General features: G+C 59.6%; 20 protein-coding genes. 10 read left to right on the forward strand and 10 right to left on the reverse strand.

The window, feature by feature from the left end:
• Positions 1-220: 220 nt before the first annotated feature.
• On the reverse strand, positions 221-2,626 hold the full coding sequence (locus tag SANT_RS05050) for a heavy metal translocating P-type ATPase (protein ID WP_025421213.1): 2,406 nt from the start codon (positions 2,624-2,626) through the stop codon (positions 221-223).
• An 88-nt stretch (positions 2,627-2,714) separates the two neighbouring features.
• Here SANT_RS05050 and cadR point away from each other — a divergent pair, with 88 nt between their 5' ends.
• The 4 genes from cadR to SANT_RS05070 all read left to right on the forward strand — a co-directional run bounded on the left by cadR (position 2,715) and on the right by SANT_RS05070 (position 6,287).
• On the forward strand, positions 2,715-3,194 hold the full coding sequence (cadR, locus tag SANT_RS05055) for a Cd(II)/Pb(II)-responsive transcriptional regulator (RefSeq protein WP_025421214.1): 480 nt from the start codon (positions 2,715-2,717) through the stop codon (positions 3,192-3,194).
• A 72-nt stretch (positions 3,195-3,266) separates the two neighbouring features.
• A complete protein-coding gene (locus SANT_RS05060) occupies positions 3,267-3,449 on the forward strand; it encodes a hypothetical protein (RefSeq protein ID WP_038668226.1) in 183 nt (60 codons plus the stop codon).
• A 215-nt stretch (positions 3,450-3,664) separates the two neighbouring features.
• The gene (locus SANT_RS05065) at positions 3,665-4,525 is read left to right on the forward strand and encodes a glucose 1-dehydrogenase (protein WP_025421216.1); all 861 of its coding nucleotides are present in this window, start codon (positions 3,665-3,667) and stop codon (positions 4,523-4,525) included.
• 541 nt (positions 4,526-5,066) lie between these two features.
• Positions 5,067-6,287: an MFS transporter gene (locus tag SANT_RS05070; RefSeq protein WP_025421217.1), complete on the forward strand. Its 1,221-nt coding sequence runs from the start codon at positions 5,067-5,069 to the stop codon at positions 6,285-6,287.
• Between the two features lie 72 nt (positions 6,288-6,359).
• Here the strand turns inward: SANT_RS05070 and SANT_RS05075 are convergent, their stop codons facing one another.
• From SANT_RS05075 to SANT_RS05090, 4 genes are all read right to left on the reverse strand, one after another.
• Entirely contained in the window at positions 6,360-7,697 is a 1,338-nt protein-coding gene (locus SANT_RS05075) for a hypothetical protein (protein ID WP_148296239.1), read from the reverse strand.
• A gap of 670 nt (positions 7,698-8,367) precedes the next feature.
• Complete coding sequence (locus tag SANT_RS05080; RefSeq protein WP_025421219.1) at positions 8,368-8,880, reverse strand: YgjP-like metallopeptidase domain-containing protein; 513 nt, start codon at positions 8,878-8,880, stop codon at positions 8,368-8,370.
• A 35-nt stretch (positions 8,881-8,915) separates the two neighbouring features.
• On the reverse strand, positions 8,916-9,278 hold the full coding sequence (locus SANT_RS05085) for a YibL family ribosome-associated protein (RefSeq protein ID WP_025421220.1): 363 nt from the start codon (positions 9,276-9,278) through the stop codon (positions 8,916-8,918).
• Positions 9,279-9,414: 136 nt separating this feature from the next.
• Complete coding sequence (locus SANT_RS05090; RefSeq protein WP_200867275.1) at positions 9,415-10,401, reverse strand: LysR family transcriptional regulator; 987 nt, start codon at positions 10,399-10,401, stop codon at positions 9,415-9,417.
• Positions 10,402-10,459: 58 nt separating this feature from the next.
• On the opposite strand from SANT_RS05090, the gene pcp reads away from it, so the two are divergent.
• The gene (pcp, locus tag SANT_RS05095; protein WP_025421222.1) at positions 10,460-11,107 is read left to right on the forward strand and encodes a pyroglutamyl-peptidase I; all 648 of its coding nucleotides are present in this window, start codon (positions 10,460-10,462) and stop codon (positions 11,105-11,107) included.
• A gap of 129 nt (positions 11,108-11,236) precedes the next feature.
• Positions 11,237-12,193, forward strand: coding sequence for a bactofilin family protein (locus SANT_RS24680; protein WP_051440112.1), 957 nt, complete (start codon positions 11,237-11,239; stop codon positions 12,191-12,193).
• A 41-nt stretch (positions 12,194-12,234) separates the two neighbouring features.
• Here the strand turns inward: SANT_RS24680 and SANT_RS05105 are convergent, their stop codons facing one another.
• Positions 12,235-12,792 carry a sugar O-acetyltransferase gene (locus SANT_RS05105; RefSeq protein ID WP_025421224.1) on the reverse strand — a complete coding sequence of 186 codons (558 nt, stop codon included), beginning with the start codon at positions 12,790-12,792 and terminating at the stop codon, positions 12,235-12,237.
• Positions 12,793-12,814: 22 nt separating this feature from the next.
• Positions 12,815-13,993 carry an MFS transporter gene (locus SANT_RS05110; protein ID WP_051440213.1) on the reverse strand — a complete coding sequence of 393 codons (1,179 nt, stop codon included), beginning with the start codon at positions 13,991-13,993 and terminating at the stop codon, positions 12,815-12,817.
• Between the two features lie 137 nt (positions 13,994-14,130).
• On the opposite strand from SANT_RS05110, the gene SANT_RS05115 reads away from it, so the two are divergent.
• The gene (locus SANT_RS05115) at positions 14,131-14,682 is read left to right on the forward strand and encodes a TetR/AcrR family transcriptional regulator (RefSeq protein WP_025421226.1); all 552 of its coding nucleotides are present in this window, start codon (positions 14,131-14,133) and stop codon (positions 14,680-14,682) included.
• Between the two features lie 410 nt (positions 14,683-15,092).
• Here the strand turns inward: SANT_RS05115 and SANT_RS24455 are convergent, their stop codons facing one another.
• Positions 15,093-15,242 (reverse strand): hypothetical protein, encoded by a 150-nt coding sequence (locus SANT_RS24455; protein WP_158500147.1) that lies wholly within the window; start codon positions 15,240-15,242, stop codon positions 15,093-15,095.
• Between the two features lie 199 nt (positions 15,243-15,441).
• Here SANT_RS24455 and SANT_RS05120 point away from each other — a divergent pair, with 199 nt between their 5' ends.
• From SANT_RS05120 to umuC, 3 genes are all read left to right on the forward strand, one after another.
• A complete protein-coding gene (locus SANT_RS05120) occupies positions 15,442-15,807 on the forward strand; it encodes a S24 family peptidase (RefSeq protein WP_025421227.1) in 366 nt (121 codons plus the stop codon).
• 344 nt (positions 15,808-16,151) lie between these two features.
• Positions 16,152-16,571, forward strand: a complete 420-nt coding sequence (gene umuD, locus SANT_RS05125; RefSeq protein ID WP_025421228.1) for a translesion error-prone DNA polymerase V autoproteolytic subunit — start codon at positions 16,152-16,154, stop codon at positions 16,569-16,571.
• A 2-nt stretch (positions 16,572-16,573) separates the two neighbouring features.
• Complete coding sequence (gene umuC / locus SANT_RS05130) at positions 16,574-17,842, forward strand: translesion error-prone DNA polymerase V subunit UmuC (protein ID WP_025421229.1); 1,269 nt, start codon at positions 16,574-16,576, stop codon at positions 17,840-17,842.
• Positions 17,843-17,956: 114 nt separating this feature from the next.
• On the opposite strand, the gene SANT_RS05135 is transcribed toward umuC, so the two are convergent.
• Positions 17,957-18,610 carry a Qnr family pentapeptide repeat protein gene (locus tag SANT_RS05135; RefSeq protein WP_025421230.1) on the reverse strand — a complete coding sequence of 218 codons (654 nt, stop codon included), beginning with the start codon at positions 18,608-18,610 and terminating at the stop codon, positions 17,957-17,959.
• A 121-nt stretch (positions 18,611-18,731) separates the two neighbouring features.
• The gene (locus SANT_RS05140) at positions 18,732-20,051 is read right to left on the reverse strand and encodes an APC family permease (protein ID WP_025421231.1); all 1,320 of its coding nucleotides are present in this window, start codon (positions 20,049-20,051) and stop codon (positions 18,732-18,734) included.
• Positions 20,052-20,112: the final 61 nt, after the last annotated feature.

Below are 20,112 nucleotides of genomic sequence, written 5' to 3' on the forward strand. Positions count from 1 at the left end.
TCCTCCAAAGGATGGCTATGTGGAACGTCTACCCCAAGTCTAGACCGGCTTGCCCGGCCCTGCCGCGTCGGCACGCCAGGGAACTGTGGATGAATGTTGCTGACCGCGCGGTACGGCGCTAAAGCCGGCGCTCCTACCGCATTGCGGTCACGGCTAAATACCGCGGCTGACGTGGCGCAGGCTTAAATGCGGCGGCTGTCCAGCCGCCGTGGATAATGGCTTAACGCAGCGGCTGCCCTGCGACGTTGCCGCGCGCGGGCGCCGCGGACGTCGTTTGCCGCTCGCGCGGCGTCTGGCGCAGTAAACGCAGGCCATTGGCGACCACCAGTAGGCTGGTGCCGACATCGGCGAATACCGCCATCCACATCGTCCCTGCCCCCGCCAGCGTGAGGAGCAAAAACAGCGCCTTAATACCCAGCGCCAGGGCAATATTTTGCCGCAGAATGCGGTGGGTGGCGTGCGACAGCTGGATAAAACGCGCCACCTTGCGCAAATCATCATCCATCAAGGCGACATCCGCGGTCTCAATGGCGGTATCGCTGCCCAGCGCACCCATGGCGAAACCAATATCCGCCCGCGCCAGCGCCGGCGCATCATTGATGCCATCGCCAACCATGCCGACCGTGCCCCGGTCTGCCAACTGAGTTATCTTTTGCAGTTTATCTGCCGGCAGCAGGTCGCCATACGCCTCGTCGATATCCGCCTGCGCCGCGATAGCTTTAGCGGTGGGTGTATTATCGCCGCTGAGCATCAGGGTATTGACGCCAAGCTGATGCAACTGCGTGATGGCGTCGCGGCTGTGGGATTTCAGCGTATCCGCCACCGCAAACAATGCCTGCACGCGCCCTTCGCCCATCAGCATCACGAGGGTTTTGCCCTGCTGTTCCAGCGCGGCGGCGCGCGGCGCAAGCTCATCGGTGGCAAGCCCCAGTTCATCGGCCAACCGCCGGTTGCCAAGGTACCACTGGCCGCCCGCTATGACGCCGGTAATGCCGCGACCGGGCAGGGCGGTGAAGTCGGATACCAAGGCGGGCGGCGTTCCGGCTATGTCCGCCGCCTGGGCAACGGCCTGCGATACGGGATGGTCGGAGCGCGAAGCCAGCCCGGACGCCAACGGATAAAGCGCCTTGATATCCCGGGCGTCGAAGGTCAGGCTATCGGTCAGCACGGGTTTACCGTGCGTCAGGGTGCCGGTTTTATCGAGGGCCAGCCAACGCAGGCGCCGTCCTTTTTCCAGATAGACGCCGCCCTTAATCAAAATTCCCTGGCGTGCCGCGGCGGCCAAACCGCTGACGATGGTGACCGGCGTGGAAATCACCAGCGCGCACGGGCAGGCGATCACCAGCATCACCAGCGCTTTGTAGATCCACGCATACCAGCCGCCGCCTAACAATAGGGGCGGTAAAAGCGCCACCAACAGCGCCATGACCAGGACCAGTGGCGTGTAGATACGGGCGAAGCGGTCGACAAAGCGTTGTGTCGGCGCCCGGTTTCCCTGCGCTTCGCTGACGGCGTGGATGATACGGGCGAGGGTGGTGTCGTCGGAGGCGGCGCTAACCCGGTAGCAAAATGAACCGGCCTGATTGAGCGTACCGGCAAAGACCGCATCCCCCGGGCGTTTTTCCACCGGCAGGCTTTCACCGGTGATCGATGCCTGGTCCACCGTGGACTGCCCCTGTTCAACCCACCCGTCGAGGGCGACGCGCTGACCGGGTTTGACCCGCAACAGGCTTCCGACCGTCACCGTGCCGACGTCTACCTCTTGCCAGCTTCCGTCCGCCTGTTGCAGGCTAGCGGTCGCCGGCACGCTTTGCAACAACCCGCCAATGGCGTTGCGGGCGCGATCGAGAGAACGGGCTTCGATCAGCTCGGCGAGGGTAAACAACACCATCACCATCGCCGCCTCTGGCCATTGTCCGAGCAACAGCGCACCGGTGACGGCGATGCTCATCAACGCGTTAATATTCATCGTCCCCTGCCGCAGGGCCAGCCAGCCTTTTTTATAGGTCGTCAAGCCGCAGGCGACGACCGCCAGCAACGCCAGGGCGGCGCTGGTCCCGCCCGGCAGCGATAGCCAATGGCAGATTTCCGAGGCGAAGGCGGCGAAAGCGGCCAGCACCAGCGGCCAGCGGCGTTGACGCGGCACGACGGCATCCGCGAGCGGCGCGTCGCCCGCCGCGACCTCCGGGGTAAACCCCAGCGACCGTATTGCCGTGAGTATACCGTCCAGGCTGTCCGGACTGTGGACCACCGTCAGTACCCGCTGCATCAAATTAAAGTCCATCGCCGTTACCGCGGGCATTGCCGCTAATTTCTTGCGGATCATCCCTTCTTCGGTAGGGCAGTCCATCTGCATGATGCGGATCGGCGTGCGTATGGCACCGTTCACCGCCTGCGATGCCGCGAGGGGCGCTGTGGCGTTCGCGGGCGCGGTGCGGGTGTCGCCGGCCTCCGGCGTGCACGAGCCGCAGCAGGCGTCACCGACGGGCCGTGCGCCATTCGCGGGCGCGGTGCGAATTTCGCCGGCGTTCAGCGGGTGCGATCCGCAGCAGGCGTCGTCGGCATCCAGGGGATGGGCCTTAGTGATTGTCGCGGCGCGATAGGGTAATTTCTCCTTGCCGTTCATAGTGGCAATCTCCCGATGGCTTGTCGTAAGTTGTCAATTCAACACCCTGAAGCTACTATAGGGTCAATAGATTATTGGGGAGACCTGGATGAAAATCGGTGAATTGGCCCGTCTGGCCGCCTGTCCCGTGGAGACGGTGCGTTATTACGAGCGCGAGCAGCTGCTGCCGGCGGCAATACGCGATCAAAACAACAATTACCGCCACTACGACAAGCGCCACCTGGAGCAACTGGTGTTTATCCGGCGTTGCCGCTCGCTGGAGATGACCCATGACGAAATCCGCGAACTGCTCGCGGCACGCAGTCAGCCCGACGCCGGCTGTAGCGCCATCGATGGCTTGATTCAGGCGCATCTGGAACATGTCCGCACCCGCATGGTGGAGCTGCAGGCGCTTGAAGCGGAGCTTAACGATCTGCGCGGGCGCTGCGATGCCGCGCGCGCGACGCGCCATTGCGGCATTTTGCATGAGCTTGATCATCAAGCGCCGCCAGCGCGGGAGCCGACTGCGGCGCACGGCAGTCATGTCGCCGGCCGCCTGCACGGCAGCGACGTTAGCGGTAGCGTCTAGCCGGCTGCAACGCGCCCGTCGCCGACAGTGCAGGGCGCCAGACGCTTTCTTTTCTTTTGCTAATCGGGGCCTATGATGACGAAAAAAAAGCCTGAAGAAACGACGATCGATGAAGGATTGGCCAAGCTGCATGAAGCAAGCGAGCAATTGACGGAGCAACAACGTGACGCGCTGGCGCAAGCTGCAAAAGATGCGGCGCAAGAAAGTCGGCGCGAGGGGCAGCCGACGCCGCCACCAGGTAAGAAACCGAGCTGAACGTCAGCCTGCTTCGGCGCGGTTCAGCCATGACGTTGCGCCGATGCGGCTATCAACCGGCCTACGCCAATGGCAATAGGTAGTAAACCCCCCTTCACTGTTCCTGCCCCTTTTGGGCCCTCGCCGCGCCATTTTTTCAACTACGCTTAGCGATGTGCCAAACATTATTTGATTAATTAGTTAATTAACTATTTGTTGATTGAAGGAGGCGCCCCATGTCGTCTGAATATCCCTTTCCTCCACTGCCGGAGCAAAAACAGTCTCTCCCCGGCTCTTTTTTAGCGATGGATCCGCGCCCGGATCATGGCGAAGATCATTACCGCGGCTCGGGACGGCTGGCGGGCAAAAAAGCCATCATCACCGGCGGCGACTCCGGTATTGGCCGCGCGGTCGCCATCGCCTATGCCCGCGAGGGAGCCGATGTCGTGATCGCTTATTTAGATGAGCATGAGGATGCGCAGGATACGGCCCGTTTGGTGCAAGAGGCGGGTCAGCAGGCGGTGCTGGTGGCGGGGGATATTACCGATGCGGCGCATTGCCGGGAAATCGTTCGTCAGGCGGTGCAATCTTTCGGCCGTATCGATATTTTAGTCAATAACGCCGCTTTCCAGCAGCTGCGTGAAGCCGTCGAGGACATTACCGACGACGAGTTTGACCGCACCATGAAAACCAATGTTTACGCCATGTTCCATATTACCAAAGCGGCGCTGGCGCACATGCCAAAAGGCAGCGCCATTATCAATACCGCATCAATCAATGCCGACAGGCCGAAAGCGATGTTTGTCGCCTATACCACCACCAAGGCGGCCATCGTCGGTTTCACCGGTAGTCTGGCGACGGCGCTGGCGGAGAAGGGCATCCGCTGCAATTCCGTGGCGCCCGGCCCCATCTGGACACCCTTGATTCCCGCCTCGATGCCGGTGGATCAGGTAAAGCAGTTTGGCGGCGAAACCCCGATGAAACGCGCAGGGCAGCCGGCGGAGCTTGCGCCGGTCTACGTAATGCTGGCCAGCGAGGAAGCCAGCTACATTTCCGGCGCCAACGTGGCGGTAACGGGAGGAAACGCTATCATTTGATCCGCGCGGTGGGCAATGCCCCCCGTTAACCCCTCGGGCGCGCCCGCGTCTACCGTTGCCCCTATTGGGCGATGTCGGCCGCCGTCGCGCTCCTGCCGTTGACTTCCGGCAAACGGCTTGCCGGTCAAAGCCCGCCTTCTGCCCGGCGGCCTGTTGATGCTTAGCACAACCTGCCGCCGGGAACGCCACTCCCACCCTAGCTAACCTGCGCCCTACCGTGGGTGTCGTATGCCTTGTCGTACCCCCTCTTTGTTTCCGACGTCGATCTCATTATCCGCCTGTAACGACTGTCCGCGCCGGCGGGATAGCCCTACGCGGGACATGGAGATTTACCCTTTGCATCGCTTTGAAACAACTTTCACCTAGCTGACTAATAATTACATGTTATAAACAAATAGATAACACTGCCAAAACATGACATCAGCACCGGTTCCACGACCGGACACTTGGAGCGTGCCGCTCTCGTCCTGCCAATCGCGCCTCTCTATAGTGCTGCGCCTCGTTACCGGTACCCTACTTACAGAACCACAGGATCACATCTATGTTCAATTGGACCGCGACCCAGCGCAATGTGGCGTTCGCCTGCTTTGCCTGCTGGATGCTGGATGCCTTTGATTTCTTTATTCTGGTGTTTGTACTCAGCGACCTCGCTGGCTGGTTTCATACCGATATCGCCAATGTTTCCATTTCCATTATGCTGACGTTGGCGGTGCGGCCCATCGGGGCGCTGCTATTCGGACGTTTGGCGGAGAAATTCGGCCGCCGGCCGATATTAATGGTCAATGTCCTGATGTTTTCATTATTTGAGCTGCTCTCGGCCTGGTCGCCCACGCTGGGGCTGTTTATCGCCTTCAGGGTAATCTACGGCATCGCGATGGGCGGTATCTGGGGCGTTGCATCCTCCCTTGCCATGGAAACCATCCCCGACCGTTCGCGCGGGCTGATGTCCGGTATTTTCCAGGCGGGTTACCCGGGCGGCTATTTACTGGCATCGATTATCTATGGACTGTTTTATGCGCTGGTCGGCTGGCGCGGTATGTTTCTTATCGGGGCGCTGCCGGTGCTGCTGCTGCCGTTTATCTATTTCAAGGTGCCGGAATCGCCGGTGTGGCTGGCGGCTCGGGAGCGCAAAGAGAGCGTGGCGCTGTTGCCGGTGATCCGCACGCACTGGAAGCTTTGCGTCTACCTGGTGGTATTGATGGCCTGCTTCAACTTTTTCAGCCACGGTACGCAGGACCTGTATCCCACCTTTTTGAAGGTACAACACGGTTTTGATCCCCATACCGTCAGCCTTATCGCCATCGGCTATAACATCGCCGCCATGCTGGGGGGGATCACCTTTGGTTCTTTATCGGAACGCATCGGCCGTAAAAAAGCCATGATCACCGCTTCATTGTTGGCATTGCCGGTGCTGCCGCTATGGGCATTTTCCTCTGGCTCGCTCACCATCGGCATCGGCGCGTTTCTGATGCAGTTTATGGTGCAGGGCGCCTGGGGCGTTATCCCCAGCTATCTTACGGAACTGGTACCCGCCAACTCGCGCGCGGTGCTGCCTGGATTTGTCTACCAACTGGGGAATTTATTGGCGTCGGTGAACGCCACGCTGCAGGCCACGGTTGCCGAGTCGCACGGTAACAATTACGGCCTGGCCATGGCGCTGGTGGCGGGAACCGTGGCGATATTGATAGCGATTCTGGTGTCGTTCGGCCGAGAAACGCGGGGGCTGACCATCAGCGGCAGTGTCGGCGCCCAGCGCGAATAGGGCGCGCTTTTCGCTCCCTTACCGCGTCTAACGCGCCTGAGCCGTTCGCCGCGCGGGTGTGTTGCCGCGCGGTCAGAGCGGCATGAGCGCAACGTCGGCCGGCAGCGTTCCATCGGCGGCGGAAGGATCGTCTTCCGCGGGCGCGACGGCCGGCTCCGGGCTATGGACGTGATTGCCGATAAAAAGCACATATCCCACCACGGACATCAGGCCTATCAGAAGTGTCGCGGTGATGTCATCTGAGGCAAATAATTCGACGTAGCCAAAGGCTAAGCTAAATAACGTTGCCCGTGCGGCCAGAGTGGTAAAAAATGTTATAACGATGGTTTTGAGGGTGATCTCTTCACTCTGTCGCCACTGCATCCCAATTTCAAGCTCACCATTCTTCCTTTTCGCGGGCCCAAGAGAGCGGTAGGTCAGTTCATCCGCCACCTCGCCGAGGATATTGACCACCGGGCGCGCGATAGCATTCGCCGCCACGATATTGATATGATTCGCCAGAGCGGCGGCGCTCACGCTCATCAATATATCGACCAGAATTTGATTTATCCCGTAAATGCCCGCGGCAAGCAGCGTCGTTCTCACGCTTGGCGGCCCGCTATTATTATCAACCAGCAGTAAAAAGAATTGGATAAAATCCCTGGATAAGACATAGACAAACTCAGCGGCAATCAGTGCCGGCGCCACGGAAGTCAAACGGTCACTGACCCATAATTGATAACTTGACCAGGCCACCAATACCATCCCGGCCACCCGCGTTAAAACGCTGGTCGGGGTCGAGCGTTGAAGAAAATAATCAAGCCCCAGTCCGCCGCTCTGGATAATGAACGGCAGTAGCGAGGCGCAACATCCCGCTATTTTTAGCGCGGGAAGGTATTCGTCTCCCAGGTCACTGAGGACGCCAAAGCGTACCAGCTCCCTGGCGCAGGTGGGGATCCCCACGGAAAGGATGCAGCGTAGCAACGGTCGGAGAACATTGCGCAGACGGCGTTCAACCGGGGATAATTCGGGCTCACCCGTATCTTCCCCCAAGGCCGTTGATGACATGACCACATTCTCCGCGCCGGGGGTGAAACGTACCGTTCCAGCGGTGTCGGTGGGGGGGCTCGCACCCGCGACGGCAAGCGTGAACGGCTGATTCTGCGCGTTGTCCGCAACCGTTCTTGCCGCGGTCAGCGCCTGTTTCCAAGGTATCGTTGCACTACAGAGCGGGGCATCCTCGCTGCGCCCGGCTTCGTTCGCCGTCGTTTCCGGTTGTTTGGCACCCGACCCGCTTGCCGCGCGAGTGAGGGTAATATTGCCGGCATGGCGCGTTTGCATACCGAGCAGGGTTGTGTTCTCTTCAGATGCAGATTCGACATGTGTGCGGCGATAGGCAATAGCAGACGGTGCTATCGAAGATAATGGCATTTTCCCCCCTCAATAAATGAGATTGACCGTTTTTAAATATGAGATTGAAGGCGGCGGGATATTATGGGGTGCTATGATGTAAGCGTGATCTCACACCAAGCTGTATCGCCGGCCTTATTACAATAGGGTAATGAGTATCACAGGGTACATTTCTCAAACAGGCAATTATAGGCTTTAATCTCAGCACGTATGAACCATCAGCGATAATTACATTTTTCATCTCAGTCGTGGCGGATAATATAATTTTCCGAGAAAGGTCGATGATATTAATTGCTCAGGGCGCAGGCGCCGTCAGCCTGCGATTAACGTCTGGGTCGGGGAATATTGATCGGAGCTGTTAATTAAAGTCTGGCGTAGCCGTTAAACAGGGGCAGAAGTTAATGAGCGCTGTTGCTTGCGTCTGATACTACCGGGTCTGTGATAAGCATCGGGTGTCATCGGGCGCGGCGATGCGCATTTCATATCATCGAACCGGTGGCAGCGCCGGGTGCATTTGGCGCCGTCCCCGGTGCCGGTTTTGCTTCCCTCAGCCCTAAGCGCCTGGCTTCGGGTAATCTGGTGCTTACCTTGGGCCGGACATCGGCTGCGGCCGCGCGCGATCAGGATCGGCAAAAGAGGGGGGTTAGGGTTTCTCTTTGGCGCGGCTGGCGCACGCATGACCGTCGCGGCGCTATTGCCCTTCGGCGCGCGATGATGCGTGTTCGCGCCAGGTAAGCCAGACGCGCATATCAAATTCCCATTGATGATAGCGGGGGTCCATATGGCAGCATAATTGATAAAAGGACTTGTTATGCTCCTTCTCTTTTAAATGGGCCAGCTCGTGTATCACGATCATCCTGAGAAACGCCTCTGGCGCGGCGCGAAATAACGCGGCGATGCGGATTTCGTTTTTACTTTTAAGCTTGCCGCCCTGGGGACGGGAGACAAAGGTGTTGGTACCCAAGGTTCCTTTAACGGGATTCTGCCGATTATCGAAATACACCTTGGCGAGAGCGGCGGTGTTTTTCAGATAACGCTGTTTCAGTTCGCTGACGTATTGGTACAGCGCTTTGTCCGTCTGAATCGCGTGGTAGGTTGGATATTGGCTTGCAAGCCAAGGGCCGAGCCGGTCCTGCGCCATCAGGCGGCGGACGCGCTCGACCAGGTCGGCGGGATAACCGGTTAGGTAAGGCAGATCGTTCATTGCGCTGTCGTCATGCCGGTGAGGAAAGCTGCCGCTTAAAAGGGGCTACGGGCGTAACCGGTGACATCCTTCAGCCCCATTTCTCGGCCGAGGGCGGTCATCGGGTGCACCACCACCAGACCGCGCACTTTTTTCTTCAGCGCGCCCATGTCGGCCTGCTCTTTTTTGCTGATTGGCCGGCTGAATGAAAACGTTTGTAGCTGCTGCGCCTGTTTGCTCAACTTTGCGACGCGCAGGTTTTTCAGCCGGTGAATTTCCGTTTCCAGCGTCGCTTTTTCCTCTTGGTGCTGCGCCAATTGCTCAGGATCGCCCTGCTGAATGACGTTGGGCTCTTTATGGTTCAGAGCATCCAGCCGGTCGCTGAGCCGTTTGATTTCCGCTTTTTCCTGTTCTTTCATATTATCCGATCCCCATCCGGCTTCTAGCCGATGTCATCTTGCGCTATTGCCTTAGTGTATCAGGATGCGCGCCGCTTTGCTGCGGCATCGGTTAGCCGTCAGCCCGTGTCGGGCTAACTTTGCATATAGCCGTCGCTCAATTCTGGTCGTCTTCCTCAGCCTGCATTTGCCGCACCGCCAGCAGGAGTTGTTGCGCTAGCCATCGGCTTGCGCTATCGCCGCGGCCGCTGACCATATCAATGCTGAAAGCGGTATCCGCCAGTTCCGCCGGCAGAGCCAGTATTCGCAGCGGATCGGTAATCAGTCGGCGAGCCACTCGCCCGGCCAACGTGGCGATGAGGTCGGTGCCGCTTACGGCCTGCGGCAGCGCGACGATGTGGGAGAACGTTGCCGCGACGCGGCGTTTTAAGCCCATGGCCGCGAGCTTCTGGTCGATAACCCCGCGCCGTGAACCGTCATTGCTCGGAACGAACAGCGCGTGGGGCCGCTGCAAATAGGTTTGCAGCGCCAGCGTTCCGGGAGGGGCGTCCCGAGATCCGGCGGGTAGCGTGGCGCGATCGGCGATGCAGACGAAGTCTTCGCTATACAGTGGCACCACCCGCATACGTTTCGGCGGCGTCAGATGGCCGCCGATGGCGATATCCACCTGCGCGTTATCCAACTGGGCGTAAATGCGCTCCCGATCCAGCGAACACCAGCGCAAATCGATGCCGGGCGCCAGCCGGCGCAGGCGACGCACAATATGGGGCACCAGCACGATATCGGCATAGTCGCTGGCGGCCAGCGTGAAACGTCGGCCCTGGGCCCGAGCGGGATCGAATACGCTATCTCTGTCCAGGGTCGCGCGCACCTGATCAAGAATGGCGACAATGGCCGGTATCAGCGTCCGCGCTTTTTCGGTCGGCACCATACCGCCGGCGGTGCGAACAAACAGCTCGTCTTGAAACATCAGGCGCAGGCGGCCCAGCGCATTGCTTACCGACGGCTGCGCGCGGTTGAGCCGTTTACCGGCCAGGGTAACATTCCCCGTTTCATACAGGGCCTCAAACACCACCAGCAAGTTAAGATCGACGGAGGCAAGATTCATGACATCAATAATAGGAATAGCGTTTATCCATTTCAAGAATTGCCTGCGCTTTGGCTATCATCCCGCCATAACGCTAAATAAGGGAGAAGAAACCATGTCAGTGGTACTCGTAACCGGTATTGAACCTTTTGATGGCGAAAGCCTGAATCCTTCATGGGAAGTTGCGCGCAGGCTTGACGGCGAGCAGTTGGCGGGCGCGACGCTGGTGGCGCGCCAACTGCCGTGCGTTATCTCACGGGTTAACCCGGCGCTCTTCCACATGCTGGCAACGCTGCGCCCTGCGCTGGTGCTTTGTCTCGGCCAGGCCGGCGGACGCGCCGATATTACCCTTGAGCGGGTAGCGATCAATCTTGTCGATGCGCGTATTCCCGATAACGCCGGCCAGCAGCCGGTGGATGAGCCGGTTTTTCCAGAGGGGCCTGCCGGCTATTTTACCACGCTGCCGATTAAAGCCATGGTGCAGGCGCTGCGCCGGGAGGGCATTCCCGCTTCTGTTTCCCAAACCGCCGGCACCTATAACTGCAACGCGATTTTTTACGGCCTGTGCCATTATATCGCCAGCCGGCAAGCCCCCATGCGCGGCGGTTTTGTCCATTTGCCTTATTTGCCGGAGATGGCGGCCGCGCATCCCGGCGCGCCCAGTATGGCGCTGGCGACGCAACAAGATGCCGTGAAAACGCTTATCCGCACCGCATTGATGACCGCCAGCGATATTCGCGTCGGGGCCGGCGCGTTGCACTGACGCGGCGAAAAGGGCGAAATCCCCCTCGATACCCAGGTTTATTCCCGCTTCATCCGCGCCGGCTATCCGCTATGGTTGCCGCGATAGCGCCCGATGACGACCTCCGGCGCGGCGCTGGAAACAAAGGGAATGAACAAAAAAACACAACAACGCTACCCGGACGGCCTGTGGCTGAATGGCGCCTGGACGGGGTGGATCCTGGCGCTGGCGGCGTATCTTATGGACAGAACGCTGTTGTGCGCAGCGGCAGCATCTGCCGCGCTGGGTCTGTTGGTCCTGTATTTTGTCAAAACGAGGGTGGAAAACCGGAATATGTTTGGAAAAAAAATGCCTGCGCAAACGCCGCTCCCGCCGGAGCCCGCGCCCGCCGCCGCGCCCGCGGGCGCTTCTCAGCGGGTGGAAAAACAGCGCGCGACGCTGATTGCCAAAAGCGCCGTGTTCACCGGCGATATCGACATTGAGGGCGATATTCATATCTGGGGCAAAATTACCGGCAATATTCGCGTCAAAGAGGGGGCCATTCATGTGATGCATGCCGGCCAGGTGGAGGGGGAGTTGCTGGCGCCCGAGATCATCATCGATGGCAAGGTGGAAGGCACCTGTTGCGCCACCACGCTGGACATCCTGGAGCACGGCGAGCTGCACGGCGTCAGCCGCTGCGCCGGTATGACGATACAGCGCGGCGGGCAATTTGTCGGTCAGTCGGAAAGCGGTGAACCGCTTTCCCCGCAGCACGGCGCGAAAGGCGCGTTATCCCGCCGCGGGGGCACCAGTCGCGACCGCGGCGGCGCCAAGTGCGAGCTCAGCGGCGCCGATCCTGACCGCGGCGGCGCCAAGCGCGAGCTCAGCGGCGCCGATCCTGACCGCGGCGGCGCCAAGCGCGAGCTCAGCGGCACCGATCCTGACCGCGGCGGCGCCAAGCGCGAACTCAGCGGCGCCGATCCTGACCGCGGCGGCACCAAGCGCGAACTCAGCGGCGCCGATCCTGACCGCGGCGGCGTCGATCCCGGGCGCAGCGCCCCGGAGGGGCGGCCGAAGGCCGCCTTGGCGCCGGCCAGCCATGACGGGACGGCCACGACGGATTAAACGGCCGCGCGCTATTTTTTGCGGCCACGGCCGTTGGCCTGCTAGGGTAACGGCCGCGCCACCCGGCAGGGATAACCGAACGCCAGAACCGACGCCGGTATGTCCCGCGTGACCACACTGCCGGCGCCAATAACCGTATTATCGCCGATGGTGACGCCCGGTAAGATAGTCACGCCGCCGCCTATCCATACGTTATTGCCGATAGTGATCGGCAGAGCATACTCTAATCCCTGATTGCGTCGCGCCACGTCAAGCGGATGACCTGCGGTATAAATCCCGACATTGGGCGCGATAAAGACATTATCGCCCAGAGTGACCGGCGCGCAGTCGAGGATCACCAGATTGACGTTGGCATAGACATTTTTGCCGACGTGAATATGGTAACCATAATCACAGTGAAAGGGCGGTTCAATACATAAACCGTCGCCGCTGCTGCCCAGCAGGCTCTTAAGCAGGCGCTGACGCCGCGCGCCATCCCGCGGGTCGCATTGATTATATTGCCACAGCGTGACTTTTGCCGCCTGCCGCTCTTGGCTGAGCTGCGGGCAGCCGCAGGGGTCGTAAAGTAACCCCGCTGCCGCTTTTTCTTTCTCCTTCATTGCCGTCTCCCGTTATCTACCGTCATGGCCGCGCCGTGGCCTGCGCCGAAGATTCCCGCATCGCCGGCGCCAGGACGATCGCCAGCGCGACCATCGCCAGCACCAGGATCATCGCCGAGCGCAGGCCGAAATGCTGGCCCAGGAAACCCAGCAGCGGCGGGCCGACCAAAAACGCCACATAGCCCAGCGTGGCGACGATACTGACGCGCTCCGCGGCAAATTGCTCGCTGTCGCCGGCGGCGGAGATCGTGAGCGGAAAGCCGAGAGAGGCACCCAGTCCCCATAACACCACCGCGCCGCCGGCCACTAGCGCGTTATCGGCGAAAATAATAAGCGCCAATCCCGTGGCCCCCAGCAGCGCGCTGCCGCGCACGACATTGACTCGCCCGAACCGCATTTGGAACATGCCGCCGCCAAATCGCCCGGCGGTCATCGCCAGCGCAAAGCCGGCGTAAATCAGCGAGCCGGACGTGGCGTTGAAACCATGCCCGTCCACCATCAATAGCGGTAGCCAATCGCTGGCCGAGCCTTCCGCCAGCGCCATCGCCAATACGATGACGCCTATCATCAACAACTGACGGTTTTTCATCACCCTCAGCATCGACCCGCTGCGCCGATGGCCTTCCCCTGTTGCCTGCGCCTTACCCGTGCCGGCCGGAATCGAGCGCAAGCCCCAGGGCACCGCCGGCAGCGCAATACCCGCAATCAGCAGTAAATGCCATTGAATAGGGAAATCCATGGCGGTCAGACCAATGCCGATCGCCGCGCCCGCCAGGGTACCCAGGCTATAACAACCGTGCAGCATCGACATCACCGGGCGGTCAAGCAGCCGCTCCACGGTCGCCCCTTCGATGTTGATCGCCACTTCGGCGCTGCCCATACCGACCCCGATGAAAAACAGCCCGGCCGCGACCAGCACCGACTGCGAGAGCGCCGCGCCGCAGGCAATGATAAGCATTGCGGCCGTCACCATCGCCATGCCGGTAATGATGACCGGTCGGGTACCGAGGCGGCGGGTCAGCCAGCCGGAACTGAGTATGCCGCCCATCGAGCCCAGCGATAGGCCAAACAGCACCATGCCCATTTCGGCGGTGGAGGCGTGCAGGCGGTCGCGAATGGCGGGCGTGCGGGTTACCCAGGAGGCCATACAGAGTCCGGGCATAAAGAAAAACAGAAATAGCGCGAGGCCGCGGCGCTGCATACTGGTCAGGCTCAAGCGAACTCCTGATGGCAAGGTATCTTGCTTCTGAGCCTAGCATCATCCATGATAATGTACAAATGTACACTTTGGCGGACGGCCGTTTTCCTCTATCACCTTAGCCTTTCGAGGGCACCTGTATGAGCAGCAAGAAAAGCCGGCGTACCGACCCGGATCGGCGTGCGCGTATTATTGACGCGACGCTCGATATGATTGCGCAACATGGCGTGGCGAGTATCACCCACCGCAAGATCGCCGCCGCCGCCGATGTCCCGCTGGGATCGATGACCTATCATTTCGCCGGTATGCAGGAGCTGCTCAAAGACGCGTTTAGCCAGTTTGCCGTCGCGATGTCGGCGGATTATGCGGCGCGGCTCGGGGTCGCCCGCAGCGCTGACGAGGTGGGGGAGGTTATCGTGGATATCATCTGCGGCGATGAGGCCACGTTCGAGAGGAATTTATTGTTGAGCTATGAATTGTACCTCTATGGCAGCCGTCATCCCGGGTTGAAACCGGTGATGCAGGACTGGATGGCCCGTAGCCAGCGCGCGCTGCTGCGTTTTTTCGATCTTCCCACCGCCCGGGCGCTGGATGCGTTGATTGAGGGAATGATGCTGCATCACGCAGTGGATCGTACTCCCGCCAGCCGGCAGGAAATCGCCCGGCTAGTGCAGAAAATTATCCGGCCCTGAACGTCGGGGCGTGCGTCGACGCGGCAACCGATCGCACGGGTCGGCGATTGTCCACCGTTATCCTTTGTCTGCCGTCAACGTCCAATGCCCAGTGCCCAGTGCCCAGTGCCCAGTGCCCAATGCCCAATGCCCAATGCCCAATGCCCAATGCCCAATGCCCAATGCCCAATGCCCAATGCCCAATGCCCAATGCCCAATGCCCAATGCCCAATGCTCAATGCCCAATGCTCAATGCTCAATGCTCAATGCTCAATGCTCAATGCTCAATGCTCAATGCTCAATGCTCAATGCTCAATGCTCAATGCTCAATGCTCAATGCTCAATGCTCAATGCTCAATGCTCAATGCTCAATCTTCAATCCCCAGTCCCCAATGCCCAATGCCCAATGCTCAAGGCTCAATGCTCAATGCTCAATGCTCAATGCCCAATGCCCAATGCTCAATCTTCAATCCCCAGTCCCCAACGCTAAACGCCGACGCTGACACCCAGCGCGGACACCCAGCGTTGACCCCCATCACCCAGCGCCTGGCGCCTATCGTTTCTTGTCTGAGTTTCGCCATAGACCTGCTATCGCCGGCATTGGTGGCGAAAATGCGGCGCTGGCGGGAATTTTGGCCATAGGGGAACGGATTTGTCCGAACTACATTGAATGGCAACGGATTTGTCCGAACTATATCGGTTGCAAGTGCTCACTCACTTCACAGGGGCCGCCGTTTATACTAGCCTGTATATATATACATAACCCATAAGGCGGTAGCGATGAATGAACGTCCTTCTACCCTGGCGAATAACGGACATCGGGTTCTGCTGGAAACCCTCTACTATGGCGAAGCAAACGCCACCTATTTGATGCGCGCCTGCGAGGCGAGCGTCACCTGCGGCCTCCGCGCCGGCGCGCTGCTGGTGGTCGACCCGGCCGCGGAGCCGCGGGACGGCAGTATTGTGGTCATCCAGACCGGCGAAGATCTCTCCTTGCGGCGGCTGCGGCTGCGGCCGGAGAAATACCTGGAAAATCTTGACGCGCCGGACGACATCCTACCCTGGCCGGACCAGGCTACCGTACAAAGCGGTATTATCTGTTGGGGAATTTTACTCTATACGGTAAACGGCGAGCCGGCACAATAGTCAAATAAACATAATCAATTCCATTCGCCGGCCGTGCGCCCGTCTCTCTTTTTTTCCCGAGAGCGGGCGTGAAAAAGAATGTATCCGCGCTTCTTTTAACCCCGTTTTTTTCATGCCCTGTACCGCTGCGTTTACAATAATCGCCGTGAGTGATTATGCGCTGGCTTAACAGCTATTTCGGCGTATTGCGTCTTTTATTGTCGCGACCGCGCGCGGCCATCAAATTATATTTTTTGCCGCTTCAAGCACCTACCATTTGACCCTCCGGCTTCGCTTCACAAGTCTAATACTCCATGTTTATACTGTATGAAAACACAGTAAAGAAACATTCGGAGTCATGAAGTATGCTCTTTTTTCGCGCAGATGATGCCGCCGGCGTTATGCCACTTTCCCTGTTTGTCGAACGAGTGCCGGCCGGCTTCCCCAGCCCGGCGCAGGATTATATTGAGAACCGTATTGATCTTAACCAACTCTGCGTGAGTCATCCGGCCGCCACCTATTTTGTGCGCGTCACCGGCGATTCGATGATAGAAGGGTTTATTAATGAAGGGGATATGCTGGTGGTGGATTGTTCTATTACCGCCCGCCACGGGCAAATTGTTATCGCATCGGTAGGGGGCGAGTTTACCGTCAAACAGCTGCAGCTTACCCCGGTGCCGCGTTTAATCCCGATGAACCCCGCTTATCGGCCCATACCGATTCGGGATGAGGACAATATCGAAATTTTCGGCGTGGTAACCTTTATTATTCATTCGGCACCCTGATCATGTTTGCGCTAGCGGATGTCAATTCCTTCTATGCATCCTGTGAAACGGTTTTCCGGCCTGATTTGCGCCGGACGCCGGTGGTGGTATTAAGCAATAATGACGGCTGCGTGATCGCCCGCTCTGCCGAGGCGAAACGGCTCGGCATCAAAATGGGCGTACCGTACTTCAAGATGCGCGAATTATGCCGGCGTCACCGCATTACCGTTTTCTCCAGTAACTACGCGCTGTATGCCGATATGTCCCATAGGGTGATGTCCATCCTGGAAGAGATGGCGCCGGCGGTGGAGATTTACTCCATTGATGAAGCCTTCATGAACCTGGCCGGCGTCGATCGCTGCGTTGATCTCACGGCCTTCGGCCACAGCGTCAAACGACGGGTTCATCAATGGACTAACCTCCATGTCGGCATCGGCATCGCGCCGACGAAAACCCTGGCGAAGCTTGCCAACCATGCCGCCAAGACCTGGCATAAAACCGGCGGCGTGGTGGATCTGTCCGCCCGCGAGCGTCAGCGCAAACTGATGGCGCTGGTGCCGGTGGATGAGGTGTGGGGGGTGGGGCGGCGCATCGGCAAAGCGCTGAATGCGTTGGGCATCAATACCGCGCTCCAGCTGGCGGACAGCCATAGCGCCTTTATTCGCAAACATTTTAACGTGGTGCTGGAACGCACCGTACGCGAACTGCGCGGCGAATCTTGCCTGGCGCTGGAGGAGTTTGCGCCGGTCAAGCAGCAGATCGTGAATTCCCGCTCCTTCGGCGAGCGGGTGAGCGACTATGTCGCGCTGCGCGAAGCGGTTTGCGCCTACGCCGAGCGCGCTGCGGAAAAGCTGCGTGCCGAGCGACAATATTGCCGTATGGTGTCGGTATTTATCAAAACCAGCCCCCACGCGCCGGGAGAGGTGTATTACGGCAATCAGGCCAGCGGCAAACTGACCGTTCCCACCTTTGATACCCGCGATATCGTCAATCTGGCCACCGACTGTCTGGATCGTATTTTCGTACCGGGGCTGCGCTATCAGAAGGCCGGCGTGATGTTGGGTGACTTTTACAGCAAGAACGTGGCGCAATTACCCCTGTTCGATGATCATCAGCCCCGCGCCAATAGTGAGGCGCTGATGGCGGCGCTGGATGAAATCAATCACTCCGGCAAGGGCAAAGTGTGGTTTGCCGGACAGGGGATACAGCGCGGTTGGCAGATGAAGCGGCAGATGTTGTCGCCGGCCTATACCACGCGCGTCGCGGACCTGCCGGTGGTGAAAGCTAACTGAGCCGGCGACCGCGCTGTGTCGGCGGCGGGGAGGCGCGCGTTCTTGCCGCCGTCTAAGGCGTCCGACGGCGGGGAGAAGCCGGGTATTGCCGTCACCGAAGGCGCCGGCGCCGTTTCAGGGCGCATCCACCACCAGAATGCCAAGCGGGTGCGCCAGATCGGCCAACTGCCAGCTCTCCAGCTTGACCCCCTCCAGGTTCACCCGGCGGATATCGAGGTTGCCCAGGTCGGCATTGGTCAGATCGCAATAGGTAAAATCAGCCGCCAGCCAGTCTATCTGGTTCAGCTCGCCCCCCGAAAGATCGGAGCCGCGAAAATTGGCGCCGGTCAGCACCGCGCCGCGCCAGCGGTTGCCCATCAATTCGCATTTTTCCAGCGTCTGCCGGCTGAAATTGCAGTAACTCAGATTGCTTTTAGTGATGTAAGCGCGGCAGAAGAACCGGCGCCGGCCAAGGCTGTTCATAAAGCTGGCCTCGCGAAAATCCGCGCCCTGAACTTTGCATTCGCGTATTTCCAGGCCGAGCGCGTCGGCATAGCGGAAATCCGCCAGCGATAAATCGCAGCCGACAAAGCTGGCGTCACGCAGCAGCGCGTGGCTGAAATTGCAGCCGCTGCGGATATCATCATCATAAAAACGGCAGTTCAGAAACTGGCTGTCGGTCAGATCGGCCCGGGAAAAATCACAGCCCGAAAAGTGCATGTCGCGTACGATCTGGCCGGTGAACCGGTCGCGGGAAATGGCGGTGGCAGACAACGTGGTTTCATCCATACTGTTTCTCTGTCGTTGAGCGATGACGGGCGGCCAGTCTAGCATTTCCGACGCGGCCCGCAGAAGGGGGCACGCGCCGTTGCCGCGCCGCCATCGGCCCTCACCATCGGCGCACGGCCGGTTACTTCGGGTCCCCTCCCGCATGCAGCGCCAGCCGTTTGTTGCCCAAGCGCAGCCACAGCAGGCGCAGCGCGCCGAGCGCCAACCAGGCGGAACCGAGCATGATGGCGGTGCGGTCCAAACTTATCAGCAGCCATAAAGAGGACAGGGCGCCGAGCGCCGGAGCCACCAGATAACGCAGCGCGTCCCAGCCGCCGCGGCGCTTCAACCGCAGATAATAGTGGCCAATGACCGACAAATTGACCAAGGTAAACGCCAGAAAGGCGCCGAAGTTGATAAACGACGTGGACGTGGTCACGTTCATCATCAGCGCCAGCAGCGCGACCGTCGCGCATAGCGCAATGGCGTTCACCGGCGTGGTAAATCGGCCTAGCCGTCCGAGTAGGCGGGGCAGCACGCCGTCGCAGCCCAGGCTGTAAAGCATCCGGCTGGCGCTGGCCTGTGCGGAGATGCCGGAGGCGAATTGGCCGAATACCAGCCCTATCATAAACAGCGTGACGAACACGTCGCCACCGATATTACCGGCGATTTCAAACGCCGCCGAATCGGCGTTCTGAAACGTCGCGCCGGGATGGGCCAACTGCACGCACCAGGCAACGACGATAAAGAGAATGCCGCCGCTAAGCGTGATAAGCATTATCGCGCGCGGGATGCTGCGCTGAGGATCGAGCGTTTCGCCGGCCAGGGTGGTGATGGCATCGAATCCCAGGAAGGAATAACAGGCCACGGCGGCGCCGGCGATCAAGATAGGCAAGAGCTGATCGCGATCGTCGAGAAACGGCGCCAGACTCCAAAACGATTGCGAAGCGTCACCCCAGATGTAATGTATCGCCAGCGTCGCGAAGGCCACCACAATCAGCAGCTGCACCGCCATCAGCAGCAAATTGACGGCATAGGCTACCTTCAGCCCAACGATATTGATGGCGGTGGTGACGGCGATAAACGCCAGCAGCCAGGCGAACTGGGGCACCGCCGGCACCGCTGATGAGAGGTAGACCGCGCCGATGAGCCAGATAACCATCGGCAAAAACAGATAATCCAGCAGGATGCTCCAGCCGGCGAGAAAACCCATGTTCTCGCTGATGGCGTTACGCACGTAGACGTAGGCGGAGCCGGCCACCGGAAAGGCGGCGGACATCTGGCTGTAGCTGCAGGCGGTGAAAAACATGGCGAACAGCGCCAGCACGTAGGCGCCGGCCACGTGGCCCTCGGTGATTTGCGCCAGTACCCCAAAGGTGCCGAGTACGATAATGGGCGCCATATAGGCCAATCCGAACAAGACCAAATGACCGGTGGTAAGGGTTTTCTTGAATTCTGGCATGACATTACTCCTTGTAAGATTGCACTGTGGCGACAGCGGGCGCAGAAGGCGGCGAAGTCAC

Origin of the sequence: Sodalis praecaptivus (genome assembly GCF_000517425.1) — a bacterium.
Classification (GTDB): domain Bacteria; phylum Pseudomonadota; class Gammaproteobacteria; order Enterobacterales; family Enterobacteriaceae; genus Sodalis_A; species Sodalis_A praecaptivus.